This window comes from Microcystis sp. M_QC_C_20170808_M3Col (assembly GCF_007095505.1).
Taxonomy (GTDB): domain Bacteria; phylum Cyanobacteriota; class Cyanobacteriia; order Cyanobacteriales; family Microcystaceae; genus Microcystis.
Genome location: NZ_SFBY01000030.1, coordinates 1 through 3,516, shown reverse-complemented (window position 1 = coordinate 3,516; position 3,516 = coordinate 1). Strand labels below are relative to the sequence as shown.

General features: G+C 44.5%; 3 protein-coding genes and 1 pseudogene. 2 read left to right on the top strand and 2 right to left on the bottom strand.

Annotated features, from left to right (window positions below; genetic code table 11):
* Window positions 1-121 precede the first annotated feature (121 nt).
* Window positions 122-637 (bottom strand): phycobiliprotein lyase, encoded by a 516-nt coding sequence (locus tag EWV84_RS01580; RefSeq protein WP_287075971.1) that lies wholly within the window; start codon window positions 635-637, stop codon window positions 122-124.
* Window positions 638-698: 61 nt separating this feature from the next.
* The gene (locus EWV84_RS01575) at window positions 699-1,367 is read right to left on the bottom strand and encodes a HEAT repeat domain-containing protein (protein WP_287075970.1); all 669 of its coding nucleotides are present in this window, start codon (window positions 1,365-1,367) and stop codon (window positions 699-701) included.
* Window positions 1,368-1,737: 370 nt separating this feature from the next.
* On the opposite strand from EWV84_RS01575, the gene EWV84_RS01570 reads away from it, so the two are divergent.
* Both EWV84_RS01570 and EWV84_RS01565 read left to right on the top strand, forming a co-directional pair.
* A complete protein-coding gene (locus tag EWV84_RS01570) occupies window positions 1,738-3,201 on the top strand; it encodes a hypothetical protein (protein ID WP_287075969.1) in 1,464 nt (487 codons plus the stop codon).
* Between the two features lie 196 nt (window positions 3,202-3,397).
* Window positions 3,398-3,516 (top strand): annotated as a pseudogene (locus EWV84_RS01565) (Rpn family recombination-promoting nuclease/putative transposase); the annotation flags it as partial.

Sequence of the window (3,516 nt, the reverse complement as noted above, 5' to 3'; positions counted from 1 at the left end):
TTTCCCTGAAAATTAGGTAATTGACCACCTGAAAATGGGTAAAACCCCACACCCCAACCCCCAACCCCCAACCCCCAACCCCCAACCCCCAACCCCCACCGAAAAACTTTTTCAGCAGACCCTACTTAGAAGCAACCATTTTGCGAATTTCCGAATAGAAAACCGTCTGGCGATCGCCATTGGCTGACTGGATAATACTGGTACGCAATCTCAGATTAGGACTAGCAAACCAGATTCTTTCCTCGATACGATGGTGATTATCCTCGATGGTTAAAGTTAAAGATTGATCGCTTCTGAGACGATATTCTCCCAGCGCTGCCGATTTACCGTCCGATTTGATTAATTTTCCTTGCCAAGAATTCTCTGAAGGTAGCCAAACTAAATAGCTAGAACTGATTTTTTTCGGTTGTCCATAATCTACAGAATTATCCCAAGTCGCTTTCCATCCCCCTAAACTGGCCTGGGACTGACAGTTATTTTCTAAACATAATTGCACCACATCGGCAGCATCGGCAGCCAGCAAATCGATGGTGATTTCTGCTTTATTATTGGCAACTTTTTGAGCGGCTAATTGATAACTGGTACGCTGAGAAAACCATTTACCCGCACAGAGATTAATAAATTCTTGAATGTCCATGAATGGCTGTAGGCAAAGATAGATCGCTCTGGAAGAATAGATTATTCATTCTATCCTATCCCTAGACGTTGGCCAATTTTTGCAAGGATAAACGGGCCGCTTCGCGCACTTGCGGATGTTCGTCCTTGACCAAAAATTTTAAGGCCGCGATCGTTTTTTCCGCCGGAAGATGGCCTAAAGCTTCCGCTAATCGCTGCCGGATTAACCAGTCATCGGAGTTAACAAAGGTTAAAAGCTTCTCGACGGTTTCCACTGCTTTGATTTCCCCAAGAGCGGCAATAGCGGCCTGTTGAATAACCGCTTCGTTACTATCGAGAGCCGATAATAACACCTGTTTAGCCCGAATATCGCCCAAATTGCCCAAAGCGACGGCGGCACTAAAGCGGACTAACCATTGTGTGTCTTCGTAAAAAGCCCGTTGTAGGGGTTCAAAAGCGCGAATATCTTCTAAATAACCTAAGGCCCCCGCTGCATCGGCGCGAATGCCATAATCGGCATCATTGGCTAACAAATCCACTAGGATAGGAAAGCATTCCTCGGTTTGTTTGACTCCCAAAGCAAAGACAGCCATCGATCGCACTGGCAGCATTTCATCATAAAGGACTTTTTTGATCAAGGGTACAGCTTCCTCTGGGGTCACTTCTCGCAGGGAGGCCAGGGCCAACAGACGGTCTTTAGAGTTGCTGCTTTCTAACTGGAGGGCAATGGTTTCTATATCAGGCTTACTCATTTTTGTCAATCACTTGTAATATTTCTTTAATTATAACGCAATTCTTGGCAATTCAGAAACGAGAGCGGGGAAAGGATTTCTTGAGGATTTCTTAAGGATTGAGGCGAGAGTTGACTTCGTCCGGGAAACTATAATTTAAGTATGGTAATACGATAAATGCTAGGCTTTCTGATAGATTCAGGAAAAAAATATAAAGCCCCACTCCCCTTCAGGTCAGCGAGGTTGAGATTAAAAAAAACAGATAGCCTAGGGCTAATTAGCTTGTCTAGCGGCAACTGCCACACCTAGACAAGCAGGGGGTGTTATGGTGAGAAATCAAGTTTTTAATACTGGTTCTTTGACTCTAGACAAGGAAAAAGAGCACATCTTTGTGTCCGTGACTCCAGACTATCAAAAAGGCCCCGGCATTCAACGGGATGGTATAACCCCTCCCAGAATGCGGGATCCTCATGCAGTGCAGGATATAATGTATAATCGACTTGGTCGCACTGCTATTCCTGGCCTAGACTCTACGACCAATGCTTACGAGCAGAGAGCGGGTACTTGGACACTTTATCATCATCTCAGAGAATTCTGCGATCAGCGAGGACGGGATTGGCTAATTATTGGCGTCCAAGGTTGCGGGGATCTAACGATGAATCCGTGGCATCTTGCCTATCTTGGCCCTAATTACTACATAAACTCCTTGCAAAATCAATTATGTGGAATGTTTCTCCCCGGAGACCCGCAAGAACCGAACGATCATCGCATCTATCGGTGTTTGGTCAAATGGTGTGATGATATGGCTACACACCTCGGCCATCGTTATGAATTTTTGGATTTAAGATTTATGGCTGGAGGCGCAAATATAATACAGATTAACGATCCGCAAGTGGCTCGCAGATATAATCGTCATTTAGCAGGACTACCGGGATACGATGCTAATTTACAGAATATCGCCCCATTTTTAGAGTTTGCCCTAGGGGGAAAAACTATTATTCAACAAGGTGATGTGGTTCCCCTATTTACTGCTATCGATCGATTCCAAGATGTACGCCATATTTTTTGCCTGCCTTATCAAGTTCCATGTGCGGGGAATTTTATGAAGCAGGCTATTGATAGAATTAACTTGGGGGAATATCAACTCTACGGCGATTTGAATGCCAGGCGTGCAGCTTTAAACGGACCGATTATCGTAGAAACTCAATTAATTTCTCCCGGTGGTTTTCTGAACATCAATCTGGCTGATCCTGCTGTCGCAAAGGAATTAGATGAACAGCACTTTAAACGGGTTGGTGTTTCTCCGCGTCGGGCTGGAGAATATTTTCCTTGCCCCGGAGGAGATGCGGTAGAGATTTACTTTCCCAAGAGCATCTATCCTTTTGGAATTTTGGGAATGTCCGGTCAAAAAATTATCTGTTTTGCTTCCTCGGGATTATCGGCAAAAATCGGCAATACCCTAGAAGGGATTACCTTAATTATGAGCGATGGATTCGGTGCGGAAGAAGCGATGGTTTTAGATGAAGGATGTGACGTTTTTCAAATGATCAATCCCATGAAAGATGATCATGCTTTCACTTATACCAACGATGAATTATTGGATAGAGTGTTAGCTTTTACCCACGATCAAATGCTTCTAGATACGGCTGCAAGCACTAGAAATCCGGTGAATGGTTCCGCATTAGGTGGAGACATGAGACAATGGCCTCTCAATCAAAATTTATTGAACCAAGTGGAAAGTGATTATGGCACTAGAGCAGCTGGTCTAGATTATACAGATATCTTTCCGGTCAGGTTAAGTCGCTCGCAAATCAGAAGTATTTTGATTGTTGCTGTCCCAAAAAATCCTCAATAGGGAGATTCAACCCGGTGCGCCTCAATTTTGTAGAAATACCTAGGATTTGAACGAGCCAATTGGCGAACGCAAAGCGCTCGCGTAGCGAGATCGCACTCTCGGCACTGTTCCGCTTACCTTATTCGCTAAAAGCATACAGGACAAAGGTTACAGCAATTTTAAAACCCTTCCCTTAAAAAATTAAGCGAACAATGAGTTATTACCCTTTGCCGTCCTCAGCAATACCGATGACCCCGAACAGGTGTTAAGTCAGGTGTCCCGTTCTCTAGAAACTATCTCCCAAAAACAGGTGCAAAGCAATCTCGCTGCCGCCAC